The sequence below is a fragment of the Allorhizobium sp. DMC15 genome, from assembly GCF_056314065.1.
This window is the reverse complement of sequence record NZ_JBQUZB010000002.1, coordinates 1,040,124-1,059,468: the sequence shown is the minus strand read 5'-3', so window position 1 is coordinate 1,059,468 and position 19,345 is coordinate 1,040,124. Positions and strand designations below refer to the sequence as shown.

Sequence of the window (19,345 nt, the reverse complement as noted above, 5' to 3'; positions counted from 1 at the left end):
GGGCTGGTCATGCCGGAGGAACGAAATTTGGGATAACGTTGGACGCTTCGACCATCCTGCTTCTGCTGCTCTTGCTGCCGTTTGTCGGCAGCCTGGCGTCGGCTTTCATCCTGAACACGACCTCGCGCGACCTGCCGGTTTTCGTGGCGGGCGCCACCACCCTTGTGACGCTGATCCTCACCGCAGCGGCCTATCCCTTCGTTCGACATAACGGCGTTCTGCGTTTCACGGCGGAATGGCTTCCGCAATTCGGACTCGATTTTTCCCTGCGCCTGGACGGCTTCGCCTGGATCTTCTCCATGCTGGTCACGTCGATCGGTCTACTGGTGATCCTCTACGCCCGCTACTACATGGGCAAGGACGATCCGATCCCGCGTTTCTTCTCGTTCCTGCTCGCCTTCATGGGCGCGATGCTTGGCATTATCGTCTCCGGCAACGTCATCCTTCTGTCGATCTTCTGGGAACTCACGAGCATCTTCTCGTTCCTGCTGATCAGCTACTGGCACACGAGTGCTGCGGCCCGCGACGGGGCTCGCATGGCGCTGACCATCACCGGCATCGGCGGTTTCTGCCTGCTGGTCGGCATGCTGCTGCTCGGCAAGATCGTCGGCAGCTACGATCTCGACAAGATCCTCGCGTCCGGCGATGTCGTGCGGGCGCACCCGCTCTATCTGCCGACGCTGATCTTCATTCTGCTCGGGGCGTTGACGAAGAGCGCGCAGTTTCCCTTTCACTTCTGGCTTCCAAATGCGATGGCGGCCCCGACGCCGGTTTCGGCCTTCCTGCATTCTGCGACCATGGTGAAAGCCGGCGTGTTCCTTTTGGTGCGCTTCTGGCCGGTGCTGTCGGGGACGTATGAATGGTTCATGCTGGTGGGGCTTGCCGGGATCTCGACCCTCCTGCTCGGTGCCTTCCTGGCGATGTTCCAACGCGACTTGAAGGGGTTGCTTGCCTATTCCACCATCAGCCATCTCGGCCTGATCACCACTCTGCTGAGCCTCGGGAGTCCGCTATCGACGGTGGCGGCTATCTTCCACATGCTCAATCATGCGACCTTCAAGGCTTCGCTGTTCATGGCGGCCGGCATCATCGACCACGAAACCGGAACGCGCGACATGCAGCGGCTGAGTGGTCTCTATCGCTTCATGCCGGCGACGGCGACGCTTGCCATGGTTGCCAGCGCCGCCATGGCCGGGGTGCCGCTGCTCAATGGTTTCCTTTCGAAAGAGATGTTCTTTGCCGAAGCCGTCGAGACCCATGCGGATTCCTATCTCGACGTCATCTTGCCCTATGTCGCGACGCTGGCCGGGGTGTTCAGCGTTGTCTATTCGCTGCGTTTCATTCACACCGTCTTCTTCGGCCCCTTGCCGCAGGACCTGCCGAAACAGACGCCCCACGAACCGCCGCGCTGGATGCGTGTTCCAATCGAGGTTCTCGTGGTCGTCTGCCTCGTCGTGGGCATCGTGCCTACCATCTCAATCGGACCTTTCCTGCAGACGGCAGTTGAGAGTGTCCTCGGCAGTCGGACCCCCGAATACAGCCTCAGCATCTGGCATGGTGTGAATGTTCCGCTGATAATGAGCCTTGTCGCGCTTCTTGGCGGCTTTGCGCTCTATGTTGCCATGCGCGACTACCTGTCCCGCAGTGAGGACGGGCCACCCTACCTCCGCCGTCTGCGGGGGCAGCGGCTTTTCGAGCGCGTGCTCGTGACGGTGTCATGGCGCTGGGCGCGTCTGGCGGAAAGTCGGCTTGGCACCCGTAATCTCCAGCCGCAGTTGCGATGGATCGTGGTCACCGGCTTCGTTGCAGCCGCCCTTCCGCTCTACCTCTCGGGCTTTGAACGCCGACCCGCCGTCTTTTCCTCCATCGATCCGGCCTTCGGTCTCTTATGGCTGATCGGCATGGCACTGGCCATCGGCGCGGCGGTCTCTGCGAAATACCACCGGTTGGCCGCGCTGATCATGCTGGGCGGTGTCGGGCTGATCGTGTGCATGACCTTCGTCTGGCTGTCGGCGCCCGACCTTGCGATCACCCAGTTGCTGGTCGAGATCGTAACCACCGTTCTCATCTTGCTCGGGCTGCGCTGGCTGCCAAAACGGAGCCTCGACCATGGCGAGGTGATGACCCTGCAGAGCCGTTTCCGCCGTTTCCGGGACCTTTCACTGGCAATTGCCTGCGGTGTCGGCATGTCGGTGGTGGCGTTTACCGTCATGACCATGCCGGTACCGGACGCCATTGCGAGCTATTTCCTGCAAAATGCCTATAGCGAAGGCGGTGGACGCAATGTCGTCAACGTGATCCTCGTTGATTTCCGCGCCTTCGATACACTCGGGGAGATCGCCGTGCTCGGTATTGTGGGCCTCACGGTCTATGGACTTCTCCGCCGTTTCCGTCCGGCCGAGGACAGCATGGAGTTGCCGGAGCAGCAGCTGACGCAAAACCGCTTCGATGCCGAACAGCCGGAGCGATCGCCTGGCGACATGATGCGCGACTATCTGCTCGTACCTTCGGTCCTGATGCAGTGGTTGTTTCCTGTCATCATCACTTTCGCCGTCTACCTGTTCATGCGCGGCCACGACATGCCCGGCGGCGGTTTCTCGGCTGGGTTGACCCTGTCGATCGCTTTCCTCCTGCAATATCTCGCTGGCGGCACGCGCTGGGCGGAAGATCGCATCCGTATCCTGCCCCTGCGATGGATGGGGGCCGGTATTCTGATGGCGGCAATTACCGGTATCGGCGCCCTGCTTCTCGGTTATCCCTTCCTTACCTCGCATTTCCGCTATCTGGAAATACCGCTGATCGGCAAGGTACCGGCCGCGTCCGCCCTGCTCTTCGATCTCGGAGTTTTCTCGCTTGTCGTCGGCGCGACCGTCCTGATCCTCGTGGCACTCGCCCACCAGTCGATCCGCATCAACCGCCTCAGGGCCCTTGATGCCAAGGGGGAGAAACGCTGATGGAAATCGTCTTGTCGCTTGCCATCGGTCTGATGACCACCTGTGGCGTCTGGCTCATCCTGCGCCCGCGCACCTATCAGGTGATCATCGGGCTGTCTCTGCTGTCCTACGCGGTCAACCTCTTCATCTTCGGCGTGGGTGGCGTGAAGAGCAACCTGCCGCCGATCCTCGAGGACGGCGTCGTCTCGACGACGCTCAGTGACCCCGTGCCGCAGGCATTGGTGCTGACGGCCATCGTCATCGGCTTCGCCACGACTGCTCTGTTTCTCGTCGTGCTGCTGGCTGCCCGCGGGCTGACCGGCAACGACCATGTCGACGGGAGGAACGAATAGCCGTGACACACTGGAGCCACCATCTCATCGTCACGCCGATCCTCTTGCCGATGATGACAGCGGCCTTGTTGCTGTTCATCGACGAGCGCAACAGAACGGCGAAGGCGCTCGTCAGCCTGGCGTCTGTCGTGCTTCTGCTCGCCAATGCCGTAATCCTGTTCGCGGTCGAGAGCGGGCCGAACAGCTTCGACAATGTCTATCTGCTCGGCAACTGGGCGGCCCCCTTCGGCATTGTGCTCGTCATCGACGGTCTGTCGGCGATGATGCTGTTGCTGACCGCGATCCTGGGTCTTGCTGCGCTGACCTTCTCGCTTGCCAAATGGCATGCGGTCGGGGCGCATTTTCACAGCCTGTTCCAATTGCTGCTGGTCGGCGTCAACGGAGCCCTGCTGACCGGCGATTTGTTCAACCTCTTCGTCTTCTTCGAAGTTATGCTGGCGGCCTCCTATGGTCTGCTTCTGCACGGCACCGGCACCTTGCGCGTCAAGGCGGGGCTTCATTACATTGCCGTCAACCTCGTCGCGGCTCTGTTCTTCCTGATCGGCGTCAGTCTCGTCTACGGCACGGCGGGTACGCTGAACATGGCCGATCTTGCGCTGCGCATGCCCGATATGGAGCCGGATCGGTTGATCCTGATGGAAGCGGGGGCCGCTGTTCTGGGCGTGGCCTTCCTCATCAAGGTTGGAATGTGGCCGCTTTGCTTCTGGCTGCCGACCGCCTATAGCGCAGCATCGGCGCCGGTCGCCGGCATGTTCGCGATCCTGAGCAAAGTCGGCATCTATGTCATCCTGCGCCTCACCATGCTGCTGTTCGGTGAGGGGCCGTCGGCCGGTTTCGGTGCCGAAATCCTGCTCATCGGCGGCATGGCGACCTTGATCTTCGGAACGATCGGGGTTCTGGCTTCCCAGGCTTTGGGGCGTCTCGCGGGTTATTCCGTGCTGGTCTCCTCCGGCACGTTGTTGATGGTTCTCGGTATCAACGATGGCGTGGTTTCGTCTGGGGCTTTGCTCTACCTCGTCAGCTCCACCCTGACGATCAGTGCCTTCTTCATGCTTATCGAGCTGGTCGAGCGCGGGCAGGACGCCGGCGCCAATGTTCTCGCGGTGACGATGGAAGCCTATGGTGATGGGGAGGAGGCGGATATTGAGGATGGCGGCGGCACGCCGATGCCGGGCACGATGGCGATCCTCGGCATATGTTTTGCAGCTTGCGGTATCCTGCTGTCGGGCTTGCCGCCGCTGTCCGGGTTCATCGCCAAATTCGCCATGCTGTCCGCCATGATGGGCACGGGATCGATCGGCACAACGCCTGACGCTGCCGTCTGGGCGCTGATCGTGCTCGTCATTCTCTCGGGTCTGGCTGCGCTGATTTCGATGACCCGGGCCGGGATACGGACCTTCTGGGGTTCGATCGAGGGCGCCGTTCCGCGCGTGCTCGTCGTGGAACTCGTCCCGATCATGCTGCTGCTCTCGCTGACGCTTGCGCTCACCATCCAGGCGGGTCCCGCCATGAGCTACATGGACACCACCATCCGAAATCTGGCGAAGCCCGCGCTTTATGTCGATGCCGTCCGCAATGCCTCTGTCGTCGATCCGCCCAATGCTGCCGGCGCGGCCAATAGCGGAGGTGCGCCGTGATCCCCCATCCGCTGCTGAGCCTATCCCTGCTCGCGATGTGGCTTCTGCTCAACGATGTCACACTCGGCCATCTGATCCTTGGTTCGGTCGTTGCCGTTTTTGGCGGCTGGGCGATGGCATCGCTCAGGCCCGACAAGCCGAAGATGAAGAAGTGGTATCTGCTGCCCAAGCTCTTCTGGCGGGTCTTTACGGATGTCGTTCGCTCCAATATCGCGGTCGCGTTTCTGGTCCTGCGTGGCAAGCGACAGACGCACACGGCCGGTTTCATCACGGTGCCGCTTCAAATCGAGCATCCGATGGCGCTCGCCATCATGGCCGTGATCCTGACCAGCACGCCGGGTTCTGCCTGGCTTGCCTATGACGGGCGCCGCAAGACGGTCCTGATCCATGTCCTCGACCTGATCGATGAGGACGCCTGGGTGGAAAACATCAAGCTCCGCTATGAAAGCCTGCTGCTGGAGATCATCGAATGAGTGTCATCATTCTCTTCACTGCCGTCTCGATCGCCAAGATGCTTCTGGCGGTTGCGCTCATGATTGCGACTGTCCGTATTTTCATCGGTCCGCGTGCCCAGGACCGCATCCTCGCTCTCGATGCCGCCTATGTCATCGCCATGCTTCTGCTCGTGACCTTTGGAATCGGCAGCGGTCTTACGGTCTATTTCGAGGCGGCACTGGTGATCGGCCTCATGGGCTTCGTGGCAACGGTGGCGCTCGCCAAATTCCTGATGCGCGGGGAGGTGATCGAATGACGATGCCGGTCGCCGACCTTCCGCTTTGGGTGGTGCTTGTCGTTTCGGTCCTGCTGCTGCTCGGTTCCGGTCTCACCCTGCTTGGTGCCATCGGGCTTTTGCGACTGCCCAATTTTTACGAGCGCATTCATGCCCCGACGCTTGGAACGAGTTGGGGCGTCGGTGCGATCATGCTGGCCTCTATCCTCTTCTTCTCGATCGTCGGCTCGCGCGTTGTCTTACACGAGATCCTGATCGGCATCTTTGTCACACTGACGACCCCGGTCACTTTGATCCTGCTCGCCCGGGCGGCTCTGCACCGCGACCGTGCCGAGGGAAACCCCTCGGTGCCGAAGGATGGGGCAGAGGCCGGCGAACAGTCCGAACCGAATTGACGACGTCAAGGACCCGGCAGCGGGGCCGGGCGGGAGAATTAGGTCCTTTTGCCTGAAACAGCTTTCTGGGTTGAAACGCTTTCGTGGTTTGTCTTGCTGATAGACGGGGCCGGATCTGAAGGCTTTGCCAAGAAGGTCGTCCAAAGGAAATGAGTTTTCTGTTGACGATTTGGTCAATTGACTATGTCTACTGAATCCATAGGCTTTCCCCACCTGATAACGGAGGAAACGGATGTCTCTCATCTCCAAAAGCCTGGTGGCCGCACTGAGCCTTGGTCTGGCGCTGTCTGGCGCAACGTCTACCTTTGCGCAGACGACGCTGCTCAATGTGTCCTATGACCCGACCCGCGAATTCTACAAGGAGTATAACGAGGCTTTTGCCAAGCACTGGAAAGCAGAGACCGGCGAGGACGTCAGCGTCCAGCAATCGCATGGCGGCTCCGGCAAGCAGGCGCGTGCCGTCATCGACGGTCTGGATGCCGATGTCGTGACGCTGGCACTCGAAGGCGACATCAATGAGATCGTGAAGCAGACGGGCAAGATCAAGGAAGACTGGCGTGGCCGGCTGGAGAACAACTCCTCGCCCTATACCTCGACAATCGTCTTCCTGGTGCGCAAGGGTAATCCGAAGGGCATCCAGAACTGGGGTGATCTGGTCAAGGGTGACGTGCAGATCGTCACGCCGAACCCGAAGACGTCAGGCGGCGCACGCTGGAACTACCTCGCAGCATGGGCCTGGGCCAACGAGGAATTCGGTGGTGACCAGGAGAAGATCAAGGCCTACATCGGCGAGCTCTACAAGCGCGCCCCGGTTCTCGATACGGGTGCCCGCGGCTCGCTGACGACCTTCGCCCAACGCCAGATCGGTGACGTGCTGCTGGCCTGGGAAAACGAAGCCTATCTGGCTGGCCAGGAATTCGGGGCCGACAGCTTTGACATCATCGTTCCGCCGATCTCCATCCGCGCCGAGCCGCCCGTGACGGTCGTTGACGCGAATGTCGATGCCAAGGGTAGCCGCAAGCAGGCGGAAGCCTATCTCGCGTATCTCTATTCCGAGGAGGGCCAGAACCTCGCCGCGAAGCACTTCTACCGTCCGTCGAAACCCGAACTGGTGAAGCCCGAGCTTCTGAAGCAGCTTCCCGACATCAAGCTTGTGTCGATCGACGACCCGCTGTTCGGCGGTTGGGCGAAGGCACAGCCCGAGCACTTTGGCGACGGCGGCATCTTCGACCAGATCTATAAGCCGCGCTGATCCTCCCGACTGCGTGTCTATGGCCCGCTTCGCTTACGCGAGGCGGGCCTTGTCGTGTTTATTCGCGATCATCTTTCGATGAAGCACAATGGGTGCACAGGCCGGCGCGCCTGCGAATGCCAATTCGGGGGCAGTATCAGTTCTCCTCCGGGCGATCGCCCAGCTCGTTCCCGGAACAAAACTCTCTCATTCCGTTGCAACTGCGTCTGATGCCAATGCCTGCCAAGGGTTTGGACGTTTTTTGAAAATGGTTTGACTAAATCAAATTCCGCTGTCACTCTCGGGTATCAGCGGAGGTTTCCATGGCATTGCGGGGAACAAACCAGGAGACGGGTCGGCCGTACAATCGACGGATTGTACTGGAGGCAATCCGGCTTCGTGGTCCTGTGACGCGCGGCGACATCGCGCGCAGTGTCGGCCTCACCGTTCAGACCGTTTCCACGATCGTCCGCGAACTCGAGGATGAGGGTCTCATCCTTTCTGCGCAGAAGGCTCCCGAAGGCAGAGGCATTCCGCCGTCGACCTTGACGATCAATCCGGACGGCGGTCATGCCCTTGGCATTCACGTCACGCCGCTCGGGATCGAGGCAGCCCTCGTCAACCTGCGGGGCGATGTGGTTGAAAGTGTGCGTCGCGATGTCCTCAACGCCGCTCCCGAAACGGCCTTCTCGGTCATTGCGGAGATGGTGGGGCAACTCAAAGAGAGCCAGCGGTGCGGACGTTTGCTTGGTGCGGGGTTGGCGCTGCCGGGGCCGTTCGACGTGGAGTCCATGAGTTTCGTCGGCTCTACCACCATGACGGGTTGGAAGGATCTGGATATACGGCAGCATCTGGCCGATGCGACGGGATTGCCTGCCTTTATCGAGAACGATATGGCGGCGGCCGCTCTCGGCGAGCAGCTCTATGGCCTCGGGCAGCAGCTGTCCGATTATTATTACCTGTTCTTCAGCGTCGGTCTGGGCGGCGCCATGATGCATGACGGAGCCGTGGTGAGGGGGGCCTGGGGGAACGCCGGTGAAATCGGCCATATCCCGGCGGTTCCTGATGGGGAGCCGTGTCCCTGCGGCAATCGCGGTTGCCTCGAGCGTTATCTCTCCCTCGATGCCTATGAGCGTCGCGGTCTGCCTGCCAGCGAATGGGTTGCGGAGGTCGCGCCCTTCTTCCGCAGCGCCGTAAGGACAATCGAAAACCTCTTCGATCCCGAGACGATCGTGCTCGGTGCGCTCGCCCCGCATGCCTTTATCGGCCAGTTGGCGACACTCGTCGACGGGCTGGACAATTCCATCTCCGCGCGGGCCAACCGGGCGATGCCGCGTGTCGTGATGGCCAGCGATTGCCAGCACGCGGCTCTGCGTGGCGCGGCGGCGCTCGCCGTCTTCGGCGTGCTCTCGCCGCGATACGGGCAAATGTTCGAAACACTGGAAAAGGGGACCGCCTGATGACCGAGAAACTGCTCGTCCTGGATAACATCCGCATGCATTTCGGGGCGATCGAAGCCCTGAAGGGCGTCAGCTTCTCGATCGGCAAAGGCGAAGTCGTGGCGCTTCTTGGCGACAACGGCGCTGGAAAATCGACCCTCGTGAAGATCATTTCCGGTGGCCTGCAGCCGACATCCGGCCGCATGCTGTTCGAGGGACGGGACTATCAGGCGAGAACGCCTGCCGAGGCGAAGGCCGCGGGTGTCGAGACGGTCTACCAGGACCTTTCGCTCTGCACCAATGTGGACGTGGTCGGCAATTTCTTCATGGGGCGCGAAATCACGCGCAAGATTGCCGGGATTCCGTTTCTCGACGAGAAGGCAATGGAAGAGGTGACCTCCAAGGCGCTCGCCAGTGCCGGCACCCGCATCCCGTCGATGCGGACGAAGGTCGAGCACCTGTCCGGCGGCCAACGACAGGCCATCGAGCTGAACCGCTTCGTTCATTGGGGCGGCAAGCTGGTCCTGCTCGACGAGCCGTTCGCGGCGCTTGGCGTCGAACAGACCCGACGGGGGCTCGATATGATCCGCCATGTCGCGAGCCAGGGCATCGGCGTCGTCATCATCACGCACATCATGCAGCAGGCCTTTCAGGTCGCTGATCGTATCGTCGTCATCCGCCACGGCGTCGTCGCCGGCGATGTCGAGCGATCCAAGACAAGCCCGGATGCAGTGATCGAGATGATCACAGGGCAAGCCCTCACTGGCGCCGGACCGGTGGGTAAAGAATGAAAAGGGGTCCGGCTCAAACTGGAGAGAACAATGATAAAGCGAATGATGCTTGCATTGCTGAGCGTTATGGTGCTCGGCCTATCCATGCTCACGACCGCTGCCGCTCAGTCGAAAGGCGTCGTCTACTACCTCGTTCCCACCTTGCTCGATGAATTCCAGACCGGATCCGTCAGTGCGCTGGAAATGTTCCTGAAGCAGACCGGTTATGAGATGAAGACGCTCAATGCCGACAACAAGACGGACATGCAGCAGTCGCAGATGAACGATGTCATCGCGTTGAAGCCCAGTGCGATCATTCTCGCGGCGGTCGACTTCAATGCGTTGAAGCCATCCATCGAAGCGGCCCGTGCAGCCGGTATTCCGGTGGTCGAGTTTGACCGTCAGATCACCTCGACCATGTCCGACTTCACCTCTGTTGCCGGTACAATCGAGATCGGTCACGTCGCAGCCGATCAGGCCGAAGCCATGCTGAAGGCCAAGAAGGGTGACGTTTCCGGCAAAATCCTGCAGGTTCTCGGCGATCCGGGCGACCCTTACACGCTCGACATCCAGAAGGGTTTCGAGGAGAAGATGAAGGCCTTTCCGGGCGTGACCATCATCTCGGTGCCTGCGCTGCAATGGGAAGCCAGCAATGCCGGCACGATCGTGTCGGACCAGATGCTGGCCAATCCCGATATCGATCTGATCTTCCTGCATGCCGCCCATCTCTCGGTCGCAGCCGTCGCTTCGCTTGAGGCTGCCGGCAAGAAGCCGGGTGACGTGATGATGATGAGCTCAAACGGCGCGCCCGTCGGCCTCGACCTGATCCGCAAGGGTTGGCTGAACACCGAAGTGGAGCAACCGCTCTATGCACAGGCGGCAGCCGTTGCGATGTTCATGGACAAGATTGTCGGCAAGCAGGAGATCAAGGCCGGCGAATATGATGTGCTTGGCCTGAAGGGCGTGGTGACCATCGAAGCCTGGGGTCCGAATATCAAGATTCCGGGTGCCGCCATCACCAAGGAGAATGTCGACGATCCGGCTTTCTGGGGCAACCTGAAGCCGCCGACCGCCACGGTCGAATCCGTCAAGTAAGACGGCTTTTCCACCCGGGGTCCGAGGGCCCCGGGACCTCCCTTCCTTCACTATGGATTGGCCGTATGCACCCGCGTAGTCGCACCACTCTCGAGTTCATTCTCGACAATCTCGTCTGGTTCATGCTCATCGTGGTTCTGGCGCTGTTTTCGGCGCTCATCCCGAACTATTTCCAGATCGGCATCTTCACCAATATCATCGAGGCGTCGAGCGTGCTCGGTGTCATGTCGATCGGTCTCGCACTGGTCATCATTACCGGACATATGGACCTGTCGGTCGAGTCCGTTGCAGCCCTTTCGGCCATGGCCGTCGGCATCCTCTTCTGCTCTGCAGGCATCGGGCTCGGGATCAAACTCAGTCCCGAATGGCTGATGGTTCCGGTGTCGCTCTCGATCGCGTGCGCCATCGGGGCGCTGATCGGGTTGTTCAACGGTTTCCTCATCGTCAAGCTGAAGATGAGCGCCTTCATCATCACGCTCGCCTCCTTCATCTGGGTGCGCGGGATCGTGCTCGCCGTCTCGGGCGGGCGATCGGCCCAGGATCTCGACCCGGCCATTCGCTGGTTTGCCATCGAACGGTTCGCCGGTATCCCCCTGTCTGCATGGATTGCGATAACCTGCTTCCTGATCTTCTCGGTGATGATGGCAAAGACGCCCTTCGGCCGACATCTCATCATGATCGGCGGTAACGAGACGGCGACCTATCGCGCCGGCATCCGCGTCACCCGCAATCTGATCATCGCCTTCGTCATGGCGGGGGCGATCGCCGGGCTCGCCGGCTGGCTGCTCGCCATCCGTACGTCCGGTGCCACCGCCAATCTCGGTGTCGGCTTGCTGTTCAACGCCTTCGCGGCCGTCGTTATCGGCGGTGTCAGCCTCAAGGGTGGGGTGGGGGCGCTTCCAGGCGTCTATGCAGGGGTGCTGCTGCTCTCTTCGATCAACACGGCCATCAACCTGATGGGGTTGCCAGCCAACTATACCCAGGTCATTCACGGCTTCCTGGTGCTCGCCGCCGTCCTTCTCGACACGTTCAAACAACGGCTCCGCCAGAGGCTCGCATGACAGACAGATTGAAAGACAAAGTCGCCCTCGTCGTTGGGGCCTCCCGGGGGATCGGCAAGGCAGTCGCACTGCGTTTTCTCGAAGAGGGAGCGAAGGTCGTCATCGCCGATCACGAGGCTGAGGAAGGCCGGGATGCAGCCGAAGAACTCGGTGCCGACTTCATTCTGACCGATATCTCGCGCATGGCGGATGCCGTCGCGGCGGTATCGTTTGCCGTCGAGCGTCATGGCCGGCTGGACATCATCGTTCAGAATGCCGGGATCTATCCGTGGCAGCTCATCGAAAACACCGATCCCGATGACTGGGACCGTGTGATGGCGGTCAACCTCAGGGGCTGCTTCAACGCAGCGCGGGCCGCACTTGCGCCGATGAAGGCGCAGGGCTCGGGGAGGATCCTCTTCACCTCCTCCATCACCGGCCCCTATGTCACCAGCCCCGGTCATGGGCACTATGCAGCGAGCAAGGCAGGCATCAACGGGTTCATCCGGTCCGCGGCGCTGGAATTCTCGTCCTACGGGATCAATGTCAACGGGGTCGAGCCGGGCAATATCCTGACCGAAGCCATCCAGCTGCATCGTGGGGCGGCGTTCATCAGCAACATGGAAGCGGCGATACCGCTCGGCCGTCTTGGCTCACCGCGCGACGTCGCCAACGCCTTTCTGTTCCTCGCCTCCGATGACGCGAGTTACGTTACTGGGACGACCATCGTCGTGGACGGAGGACAGTTGCTTCCCGAGGGTGCCGATTTCCGGCTGCTGCCTCCGTAACGAAGCATGGAGGTGGCACGGCGCGATTTGCGCCGTGCCTCATCTTGATCAGAGATCGCCGAGCAGTTCGTTGACGCGGCTTTCGGCCGAGGCGAGCGCCTCGTCGACCGACTTGTCGCCGTTGACGGCAGCACCAACTTCTTCGCCGATGATGTCCTGGATCGGGAACTGGCGCTGAACCTCAGCCGGCAGCGGGCGGCCGATCTGAGCGATCTTCGCAATGTTGTCGCGATGCGGCAGTGCCTTGAATTCCGGCATGTCGAAGACGGCCTTGGCGGCCGGAAGGTGACCGGTGCGTGCCCACTGGAAGTCGTTGTCGGCGAGGAACTTGAACAGCTTGCCGATGGCGGCGATCTGCTCCGGCGAACGGTCCTTCTTCGGCATCACCCAGCTGTGGCCGTCAGCGTAGGTGCTGTCCTGGCCGGGGAAAAGCTGCGGGACAGGATAAACGGTATAGCCCTTGGAGAGGGCGGTACCGTCCTTTTCCGACTGGGCGACATAATCGCCGATCAGCCAGGTGCCGTTGACGGCAATGCCGCCTTCGCCGTTGGCAAAGCCCGAGACAGCGGCTGCGTAGTCGAGACCCGTGGTCGAGATGCCTTCATCCTTGGTCGCCTTCATCAGCTCGACGGCGGCTTTGGCTTCCGGCGTGTTGAGCTTGATGGCGGTCGGGTCGGAGAAGAAGTCCGAATTCTGCTGCTGCAGCAGGGTGTAGAGGATACGGGTATAGGAGGCCGTTTCGTTGGCCATGATCTGGATCAGATAGGGCTTGCCCGTCTTCTCCTTGAACTGCTTGCCCTGGGCGATCAGCTCTTCGCCCGACTTCGGCAGGATCGGCGTACCGTCAGCGTTGACGAGCCCGGCTTCCTTCATCAGGTTCAGGTTGACGTGGAAGAGCATTGTCCAGTTGTCGAAGGGCAGGCCATAGAGCTGGCCGTCCTTGGTCACGCCGTTGCGGCCGGCATCGGTAAAGCTGTCGGGGGTGACACCCTGTGCCGCCAGGACTTCATCGATCGGCTCGATCAGGCCGCGGCTTTGATAATCGGAAATCGCCGAGTAGTGCATCGAGACCACATCGGGTGCTGCACCAGATGCCATCTGTGCGTTGAGCTGGTCGTAGCCCGGCCACTCGACCGTCGTGACATTGACGTCGATATCCGGATTGTCAGCTTCGAACTTGTTGACCAGTGCGGTGATGATGCCGCATTCGCCGACGGCGGCGGACACGTCCGTGACCTTGCCATAGTCCGCTTCGCAGGCACCAAAAAAGCGCTGCAGCTCGATCTTGGTCTGTGCCTGGGCGGAGGCGCCATAGCCCAGCGCGATCATGGCGACGGTGGTCAGAAGAATGCGTTTCATAATGTCTCACTCCCTTAAATCGGGCTGATTGCCCTGTTGAAAAGAAACCGGCCAGCTCCTCCCCGGCCGGGCAGGCTTCACTTCACAGCGCCGCCGGAGACGGCTGTGACGATGTGTTTCTGGAAGATGATGTAGACGATGAGTGCCGGGACGCTTGCAAACACAGCCTGGGCCGCAAGGAAGCCGAGCCCCTCGCTCTGGGCGAAGTTCGACTGCGACGAGGCAAGCCCGACCGTCAGGGTGTACATTTCCTTCTTGGTCGCCGAGATCAGCGGCCACCAGTAGTCGTTCCATCCGTGCAGGAAGGTGAAGATGCCAAGCGTTGCCTGGGCCGGCAGGGTCTGCGGTAGCATGATCTTCCAGAAAATGCGCCACTGCGAGGCGTTGTCGAGCAGGGCTGCTTCGTCAATCTCTTTGGGGATTGCCCGGAAGAACTGCGTCATCAGGAAGACCCCGAAGGCGCCGGACATGCCCGGCAGCATCAGGCCGAGATAGGTGTTGTGCAGGCCGAACCAGTTGAACATCTGGTGGCGGGCGATGATGACCGCCTGTTCCGGAACGGCGAGCCCGAAGAGCACGATGATGAACAGGGTCCGCCGGAACGGGAATTCCAGCCTCGCGAAGCCGTAGCCGGCCAGCGACGAGAGGACCAGGACCATCACCGTCTCGCCGGTGGCGACGACGAGGCTGTTGAAGAACCAGCCGAAGACCTGCGAGGAATGCAGGATGTTCAGGTAGTTGGCGATCGTATAGGGCGCCCGGAACACCGAGTCCGTTCCGATCATCAGGTCCTGATTGCTCTTGATCGAGAGACCGACCAGCCAGGCGACCGGCGCCATCATGACGACCGAGAGAAGAGCGGCGCCCCAGAGCAGTGGCCGATTGGCCGTCAACACGTCTGGTTTGTAGGTGTCGTTCGAATGGCTCATGCTCCGTCCTCCGTCTTGCGCGAGGACACGACATATTGTGCCATGGCCGCCACGAGGATGATCAGGAAGAGGTATTGTGAGGCTGCCGCCGCACGACCGACGTCCCAGCGGACAAAGCCGACCTCATAGATGTACATGACGAGCGGACGCGAGGTCCCGTTCGGGCCCCCATTGGTCATCAGCTGAGCCTGCCCGAAGAGCTGGAACTGGAAAACGATCTGGATGATGGTCACCAGCATGATGGTGCGGGCGATCGAGGGCAGGGTGATCCGTGTCAACACCTTCCATGGGCTGGCATTATCGAGTGCTGCCGCCTCGTAAAGGTCCTGCGGAACTTGCTGCAGGGCGGCAAGGAAAAGCATCATCGGCAGGCCCACACACCACCAGACGGTGGCGACCCCGACGGCAAACAGTGACCAGCCTTTGGTCGAGATGAAATTGATCTGCTCGATGCCGGCCTGCGTGAAAAGCACGGAAAGAAGGCCGTCACCGGGGATGAAGACGAAGCGCCAGATGAGGGTCACGATGGTGACCGACAGCACCGAGGATGAAAAGAAGAGCCCCCTGAAGAAGCTCGTCGTGCGCGTTGTGCGATTGAGGGCGAGCGCCAGGAAGAGCCCGAGCGCCACGAGTGTCGGCACGCTCACCAGCACGAAGACGATGGTATTGCCGAGCGCCTGCAGGAAGACTGCGTCACCCGCCACGCGGATGTAGTTGGTCAGGCCGACGAAGCGGCCTGGCCCGAAGAGATCGACCTTGTGCAGGCTGAGCCACATGCCCCAGAAGAGGGGAAACACGAGCAGCGCGATGAACACCAGGAGATAGGGTAGGATGAAAAGTCCGTTGCTCCATTGGCTGCGGCGATAGCTTTCGGCCATATCACTCCGCCTCCCTCAGATAAGCCCGACCATCGGCGCCGAACAGATGGAAGGCGTGGTCATCGGCCGAAACCGTCACTCGATCATCTGCCTTGATATGCGAGCGACCGTCGGCCTCCACCACAAGCTTGGTACCGTCATCGAGCACGCCATAGACGAGAGATCGATCGCCCAGACGTTCGACCACTTCGGCCGTCAGCGGCACGCCGGGGCGTCCGTCTGTCACCACGGTGATATCTTCCGCGCGGATGCCAAGCGTAGCACCGTCATGGCTTGTCCCGTCGGTCACCTTGAAGCCGGTCTCCACGCGACCGAGGCCGGATGTGGTGACGGCAAGACCGGTAGCGGTATTCTCCCAGGCCGTAACCGGCAGGAAGTTCATAGCGGGAGACCCGATGAAGCTTGCGACGAATTTGCTGGCGGGGCGCTGATAGACATCCATCGGCGTGCCGATCTGCTCGATCTTGCGCGCGTTCATGATGACGATCCGGTCGGCGAGCGTCATCGCCTCCACCTGATCGTGGGTGACAAAGATCATCGTCGAGCCGAGGCGATGGTGGAGCTGTGCAAGTTCGAGCCGTGTGCGGCCGCGCAGGGCCGCATCGAGGTTCGACAGCGGTTCGTCAAACAGAAAGGCTTTCGGTTCCTTGACGATGGCGCGGCCGATGGCGACGCGCTGGCGCTGGCCGCCCGAGAGCTTTGCCGGCTTGCGGTCAAGCAGATGACCGATCTCGAGCGTCTCTGCTGCGGCGAGCACGCGGCGTTCGATCTCGTCCCTGGCCATCCCGATGTTCTCGAGACCGAAGGACATGTTCTGCTTCACCGTCATATGCGGATAGAGCGCATAAGACTGGAAGACCATGGCCACGCCGCGCTTGCCCGGGGGCAGTGTGTCGACGCGCTGGCCGGCCACCGAAATGGTGCCTTGCGTCACGTCTTCCAGGCCCGCGATCATCCGCAGCAGCGTGGACTTGCCGCAGCCCGAGGGACCAAGGAAGACCACGAATTCGCCCGCCCCGATCGACAGCGATATGTCGTCCAGCACGGTCAGCGCGCCGTAGCGCTTGGTCACATTGTCAATTTCAATCGAAGCCGACATGGTTTCTCCTCCCCGTCGTCGATTGGTTACTGGCCGAGCCGGATCATCCGGTAGCTGAGCGGCGCGATCTCTCCCGTGAGGCGTCCGCTCTCGACTTTGATGCCGCTGCCGTCAGCAGGCGCGACCGTCTGCTTGTCTGCACCGTTCACGGCCTTCAGCGCGTGACCTGCGATCACCTTGTCCATGGTCACCTTGCGGTCGCCGAAACCTTCCAGTGCGATGTCGAGGGTGATGGCGTCCGTCTGGTGGCGGTTGACGATGAAGAGGGTGAGGGCTCCATCCGTGTCGCTCTCAACGGCGGACACGTCGAGATAGGGAACGGTCTCGGCGAAGTCCGTCGAATAGCTCGGGCTATCGATCGACAGCTGGTAGGAGGTGCCGCGGCCATAACGGGAGGCAAAGAGGTAGGGGTAGTAGGTCGTCTGGCGCCAGGCCGGGCCGCCGGGTACGGTCATGATCGGCGCGATGACATTGACGAGCTGCGCAAGGCAGCCGACCTTCACCACATCAGCGCGGCGGATGAAGGTGTTGAGAATGCAGCCAACCTGCAGCACGTCTTCGAAATTGTAGATGTCTTCCAGGAGTTCCGGCGCATGCGGCCAGCCATCGCGGCCCTCAAGAACCTTCCGGTCTGCTTCGTTGGAATGGTACCAGACGTTCCACTCGTCGAAGCTGATATAGACGTCCTTCTTCGAGCGCTTCTTCGCCTTGGTCACCTTGATGACGGAGGCGATGGTCTCGATGTAGTCATCAAGGCGGGCGTTCTGCGCCAGATAGGCGGCGGTGTCGCCGGCGTGGTTCTCGAAATACATATGCAGGCTGATGTAATCGACGCTGTCATAGGTGTAGTCGAGAACGGTCGCTTCCCAGGCCGGATAGGTCGGCATCTTCGGTGAGGACGAGCCGCAGACGACAAGCTCAATCGACTTGTCGAAGGCGCGCATGGCCTTGGCGGTCTCGAAGGCGACGCGGCCGTATTCTTCCGCCGTCTTCTGGCCGATTTGCCAGGGGCCGTCCATCTCGTTACCAAGGCACCAGAGCTTGACGTTCCAGGGCTCCTCGCGGCCGTTCTTGCGGCGCAGATCCGACCAGTAGCTGCCGCCGGGGTGGTTGACGTATTCGAGGAAGGCACGGGCTTCGTCGAGGCCGCGAGAGCCGAGGTTCACGGCCAGCATCATCTCGGTGTTGGCGGCCTTCGCCCAATCGGCAAATTCGTGGATGCCGACCTGGTTGGATTCCGAGGTATGCCAGGCGAGATCGAGGCGGACCGGGCGCTCTTCCTTGGGGCCGATGCCGTCTTCCCAGTTATAGGCCGAGACGAAGTTGCCGCCGGGATAGCGGACCACGGGAACATCCAGTTCGCGCACGAGGTCGATGACGTCCTGGCGCATGCCGTTTTCGTCAGCCGTCGGATGATCGGGCTCGTAGATGCCGGTGTAGACCGCGCGGCCGAGATGTTCGACGAAGGAGCCATAGAGACGCGGATCGATCGTGCTGATCTTATAGTCGCGGTGAACGGTGCCGACAGCCCGCATGTGCATTTCCTCCAAATATATCCGTTTTTCGGATATCTATCATAATTGAGGATATGATACACGGGTTCGTCTGGAGGTCAATCCGGCAATATGCACGGGAAATTCCGAGGTTGGTCAGGTCTTGATGCGCAGGACGATGTCCTGATCGTAATTGCCGAAGCCGCGACCGAAGATATTGATTCCACCGGGATGTTCGGCCGTTTCAGGCACCTCGATCCGAACGCGGATCGATCGGTGGTCGAGCAATTCCAGCTCGCCGAGCGTGGTTTCCGACACGCGTACCCCGTCAATGAAGGTGCCGTTTTCCGTCACCCGGAAACTCTTCAGAACACCATATTGGCTGCCGCGCAGCTTCCACCAGTCGGGTGTGAATTTTCCGCGCCGGTCGCCGAAGTCGCCGGGCGAGGTCCAGATTGCGATGGCCTTGCCGTTGATCGAGATGGTGATGTCCGACGGCCAGTTTTCCGAGGTTCCTGGAACTTCGGAGGAGAGTTCCAGGAGCAGTTCCAGTTCGCGGATCGGAGCGCCCTTTATCCGTGCGTTGTTAGGAAACTGATAGTCCACATAGCCCCTGGTGAACCACAACAGGCCCGCTTTCATGCGATCGGGGGAGAGGAAGGTGTCGGGGTTGTCGAGATAGCCAATGATCGCATCCGGACCGCACATGCCGCAGGGGGCGTAGACGTCATAGCCGCTATAGAGGCCGACCGGCATCGAGACTTCGATAGCCTCGTCCGAAGATTCCTTCGGACGGGCAAAGGTCAGGACGATCTCGTCATGGACCGCGTGGCAGATCTTCTGGCTGCCCTTGCGCGCCTTCTGCACTTCGGTGCGGATCAGGCCCGCATCTTCCATCTGGTTGAGGTGCGTCGACGTCGTCGATTGCGGCAGTTCCAGAACTTCGGCGATTTCGTTGACGTTAAGGGGACCCCGTGCGTGCAGGAGTTCCAGAATGGAGAGCCTGGCGGGAGCGGCGAGGCTCTTCAGCACGTCCTTGCCGTCCTCCGGCGTGATCATCAAAAATCGGCTGCTCACATCGATCCTCCCCGTGATCATGGATCTATATCAGGAATTCGGGTTTGATCAACGGGGCGTTATGGTGGCAGGACAGGAATGCATGAGGAGGGGTCGCCA

General features: G+C 60.9%; 18 protein-coding genes. 12 read left to right on the top strand and 6 right to left on the bottom strand.

Going from position 1 to position 19,345, the window contains the following annotated elements; translation table 11 throughout:
• Positions 1 to 32 precede the first annotated feature (32 nt).
• The 12 genes from ACT53S_RS13675 (at position 33) to ACT53S_RS13620 (ending at position 12,411) form a co-directional block, all read left to right on the top strand.
• A complete protein-coding gene (locus ACT53S_RS13675) occupies positions 33 to 2,954 on the top strand; it encodes a monovalent cation/H+ antiporter subunit A (protein ID WP_476067487.1) in 2,922 nt (973 codons plus the stop codon).
• Positions 2,954 to 3,286 (top strand): Na+/H+ antiporter subunit C, encoded by a 333-nt coding sequence (locus tag ACT53S_RS13670; protein ID WP_142071019.1) that lies wholly within the window; start codon positions 2,954 to 2,956, stop codon positions 3,284 to 3,286. Before ACT53S_RS13675 ends, ACT53S_RS13670 begins: the two co-directional genes overlap by 1 nt.
• Positions 3,287 to 3,288: 2 nt before the next feature.
• Complete coding sequence (locus tag ACT53S_RS13665; protein WP_476067381.1) at positions 3,289 to 4,923, top strand: monovalent cation/H+ antiporter subunit D; 1,635 nt, start codon at positions 3,289 to 3,291, stop codon at positions 4,921 to 4,923.
• The gene (locus tag ACT53S_RS13660; RefSeq protein WP_142071015.1) at positions 4,920 to 5,396 is read left to right on the top strand and encodes a Na+/H+ antiporter subunit E; all 477 of its coding nucleotides are present in this window, start codon (positions 4,920 to 4,922) and stop codon (positions 5,394 to 5,396) included. Before ACT53S_RS13665 ends, ACT53S_RS13660 begins: the two co-directional genes overlap by 4 nt.
• Positions 5,393 to 5,674, top strand: coding sequence for a K+/H+ antiporter subunit F (locus tag ACT53S_RS13655; RefSeq protein WP_113378646.1), 282 nt, complete (start codon positions 5,393 to 5,395; stop codon positions 5,672 to 5,674). Before ACT53S_RS13660 ends, ACT53S_RS13655 begins: the two co-directional genes overlap by 4 nt.
• Entirely contained in the window at positions 5,671 to 6,048 is a 378-nt protein-coding gene (gene mnhG / locus ACT53S_RS13650) for a monovalent cation/H(+) antiporter subunit G (protein WP_113378645.1), read from the top strand. The genes ACT53S_RS13655 and mnhG overlap by 4 nt, the downstream gene beginning before the upstream one ends.
• A gap of 232 nt (positions 6,049 to 6,280) precedes the next feature.
• Positions 6,281 to 7,300 carry a sulfate ABC transporter substrate-binding protein gene (locus ACT53S_RS13645; protein WP_113378644.1) on the top strand — a complete coding sequence of 340 codons (1,020 nt, stop codon included), beginning with the start codon at positions 6,281 to 6,283 and terminating at the stop codon, positions 7,298 to 7,300.
• 302 nt (positions 7,301 to 7,602) lie between these two features.
• Positions 7,603 to 8,739: an ROK family transcriptional regulator gene (locus tag ACT53S_RS13640; protein ID WP_476067380.1), complete on the top strand. Its 1,137-nt coding sequence runs from the start codon at positions 7,603 to 7,605 to the stop codon at positions 8,737 to 8,739.
• Positions 8,739 to 9,509 carry an ATP-binding cassette domain-containing protein gene (locus tag ACT53S_RS13635; RefSeq protein ID WP_476067379.1) on the top strand — a complete coding sequence of 257 codons (771 nt, stop codon included), beginning with the start codon at positions 8,739 to 8,741 and terminating at the stop codon, positions 9,507 to 9,509. The genes ACT53S_RS13640 and ACT53S_RS13635 overlap by 1 nt, the downstream gene beginning before the upstream one ends.
• A gap of 42 nt (positions 9,510 to 9,551) precedes the next feature.
• The gene (locus ACT53S_RS13630) at positions 9,552 to 10,583 is read left to right on the top strand and encodes a sugar ABC transporter substrate-binding protein (RefSeq protein ID WP_476067378.1); all 1,032 of its coding nucleotides are present in this window, start codon (positions 9,552 to 9,554) and stop codon (positions 10,581 to 10,583) included.
• Positions 10,584 to 10,648: 65 nt separating this feature from the next.
• Positions 10,649 to 11,644, top strand: coding sequence for an ABC transporter permease (locus ACT53S_RS13625; protein WP_142073993.1), 996 nt, complete (start codon positions 10,649 to 10,651; stop codon positions 11,642 to 11,644).
• The gene (locus ACT53S_RS13620) at positions 11,641 to 12,411 is read left to right on the top strand and encodes an SDR family NAD(P)-dependent oxidoreductase (protein ID WP_476067377.1); all 771 of its coding nucleotides are present in this window, start codon (positions 11,641 to 11,643) and stop codon (positions 12,409 to 12,411) included. Before ACT53S_RS13625 ends, ACT53S_RS13620 begins: the two co-directional genes overlap by 4 nt.
• A 48-nt stretch (positions 12,412 to 12,459) precedes the next feature.
• On the opposite strand, the gene ACT53S_RS13615 is transcribed toward ACT53S_RS13620, so the two are convergent.
• The 6 genes from ACT53S_RS13615 to ACT53S_RS13590 all read right to left on the bottom strand — a co-directional run bounded on the left by ACT53S_RS13615 (position 12,460) and on the right by ACT53S_RS13590 (position 19,246).
• Complete coding sequence (locus ACT53S_RS13615; protein WP_113378639.1) at positions 12,460 to 13,770, bottom strand: extracellular solute-binding protein; 1,311 nt, start codon at positions 13,768 to 13,770, stop codon at positions 12,460 to 12,462.
• A 77-nt stretch (positions 13,771 to 13,847) separates the two neighbouring features.
• Complete coding sequence (locus ACT53S_RS13610) at positions 13,848 to 14,699, bottom strand: carbohydrate ABC transporter permease (protein ID WP_476067376.1); 852 nt, start codon at positions 14,697 to 14,699, stop codon at positions 13,848 to 13,850.
• Positions 14,696 to 15,577 (bottom strand): carbohydrate ABC transporter permease, encoded by an 882-nt coding sequence (locus ACT53S_RS13605; RefSeq protein WP_113378637.1) that lies wholly within the window; start codon positions 15,575 to 15,577, stop codon positions 14,696 to 14,698. Before ACT53S_RS13605 ends, ACT53S_RS13610 begins: the two co-directional genes overlap by 4 nt.
• A 1-nt stretch (position 15,578) precedes the next feature.
• Complete coding sequence (locus ACT53S_RS13600) at positions 15,579 to 16,676, bottom strand: ABC transporter ATP-binding protein (protein ID WP_476067375.1); 1,098 nt, start codon at positions 16,674 to 16,676, stop codon at positions 15,579 to 15,581.
• Positions 16,677 to 16,702: 26 nt separating this feature from the next.
• Positions 16,703 to 18,211, bottom strand: a complete 1,509-nt coding sequence (gene arfA, locus ACT53S_RS13595) for an arabinosylfuranosidase ArfA (protein ID WP_476067374.1) — start codon at positions 18,209 to 18,211, stop codon at positions 16,703 to 16,705.
• A 114-nt stretch (positions 18,212 to 18,325) separates the two neighbouring features.
• Positions 18,326 to 19,246, bottom strand: a complete 921-nt coding sequence (locus ACT53S_RS13590; protein ID WP_113378754.1) for a metalloregulator ArsR/SmtB family transcription factor — start codon at positions 19,244 to 19,246, stop codon at positions 18,326 to 18,328.
• Positions 19,247 to 19,345 lie beyond the last annotated feature (99 nt).

What these genes read in the sequence shown, in the direction of transcription:
- ACT53S_RS13610 (WP_476067376.1), bottom strand. Translation starts at nt 14,699, where the DNA reads ATGAGCCATTCGAACGACACCTACAAACCAGACGTGTTGACGGCCAAT.
- ACT53S_RS13670 (WP_142071019.1), top strand. Translation starts at nt 2,954, where the DNA reads ATGGAAATCGTCTTGTCGCTTGCCATCGGTCTGATGACCACCTGTGGC.
- ACT53S_RS13635 (WP_476067379.1), top strand. Translation starts at nt 8,739, where the DNA reads ATGACCGAGAAACTGCTCGTCCTGGATAACATCCGCATGCATTTCGGG.
- ACT53S_RS13615 (WP_113378639.1), bottom strand. Translation starts at nt 13,770, where the DNA reads ATGAAACGCATTCTTCTGACCACCGTCGCCATGATCGCGCTGGGCTAT.
- ACT53S_RS13625 (WP_142073993.1), top strand. Translation starts at nt 10,649, where the DNA reads ATGCACCCGCGTAGTCGCACCACTCTCGAGTTCATTCTCGACAATCTC.
- ACT53S_RS13655 (WP_113378646.1), top strand. Translation starts at nt 5,393, where the DNA reads ATGAGTGTCATCATTCTCTTCACTGCCGTCTCGATCGCCAAGATGCTT.
- mnhG (WP_113378645.1), top strand. Translation starts at nt 5,671, where the DNA reads ATGACGATGCCGGTCGCCGACCTTCCGCTTTGGGTGGTGCTTGTCGTT.
- arfA (WP_476067374.1), bottom strand. Translation starts at nt 18,211, where the DNA reads ATGCGGGCTGTCGGCACCGTTCACCGCGACTATAAGATCAGCACGATC.
- ACT53S_RS13640 (WP_476067380.1), top strand. Translation starts at nt 7,603, where the DNA reads ATGGCATTGCGGGGAACAAACCAGGAGACGGGTCGGCCGTACAATCGA.
- ACT53S_RS13600 (WP_476067375.1), bottom strand. Translation starts at nt 16,676, where the DNA reads ATGTCGGCTTCGATTGAAATTGACAATGTGACCAAGCGCTACGGCGCG.
- ACT53S_RS13605 (WP_113378637.1), bottom strand. Translation starts at nt 15,577, where the DNA reads ATGGCCGAAAGCTATCGCCGCAGCCAATGGAGCAACGGACTTTTCATC.
- ACT53S_RS13645 (WP_113378644.1), top strand. Translation starts at nt 6,281, where the DNA reads ATGTCTCTCATCTCCAAAAGCCTGGTGGCCGCACTGAGCCTTGGTCTG.
- ACT53S_RS13620 (WP_476067377.1), top strand. Translation starts at nt 11,641, where the DNA reads ATGACAGACAGATTGAAAGACAAAGTCGCCCTCGTCGTTGGGGCCTCC.
- ACT53S_RS13630 (WP_476067378.1), top strand. Translation starts at nt 9,552, where the DNA reads ATGATGCTTGCATTGCTGAGCGTTATGGTGCTCGGCCTATCCATGCTC.